Source organism: Affinundibacterium baiyunense (genome assembly GCF_018139645.1).
Taxonomy (GTDB): domain Bacteria; phylum Pseudomonadota; class Gammaproteobacteria; order Burkholderiales; family Burkholderiaceae_D; genus Undibacterium; species Undibacterium baiyunense.
Window position 1 is genome coordinate 1 of the sequence record NZ_JAGSPM010000047.1, and the last position, 407, is coordinate 407.

2 rRNA genes are annotated in these 407 nt (G+C 45.9%); both read left to right on the forward strand.

Annotated features, from left to right (window positions below):
- Positions 1-106: ribosomal RNA gene (locus tag KDM92_RS18285) — 23S ribosomal RNA — on the forward strand; the annotation flags it as partial.
- A gap of 187 nt (positions 107-293) precedes the next feature.
- Positions 294-406: ribosomal RNA gene (rrf, locus tag KDM92_RS18290) — 5S ribosomal RNA — on the forward strand.
- The last annotated feature ends 1 nt before the right edge of the window (position 407 follow it).

The window sequence follows — 407 nt, forward strand, 5'->3', positions numbered from 1 at the left end:
GAGCTCTTTAAAGGGTCGTTCGAGACCAGGACGTTGATAGGCTGGGTGTGGAAGTGCAGTAATGCATTAAGCTAACCAGTACTAATTGCCCGTACGGCTTGTCCCTATAACTTTGGTCAGTTATAGATAACTAGACAAGTATTACACAGTGTGTGCTAAACGTAAGTTTGAGCAATCACAACCGATTATTTGCCACCGTCTTGATCGACGGTAACGCGTGGGCTTAGCCCACCCTACAAGCTTCTTCTTAATTGGATTTGTTGTTCATCAGAACAGCAAATCAACAAGTTATGCCTGATGACTATAGCAAGTTGGTACCACACCTTCCCATCCCGAACAGGACCGTGAAACGACTTTGCGCCGATGATAGTGCTGCAACCAGTGTGAAAGTAGGTCATCGTCAGGCT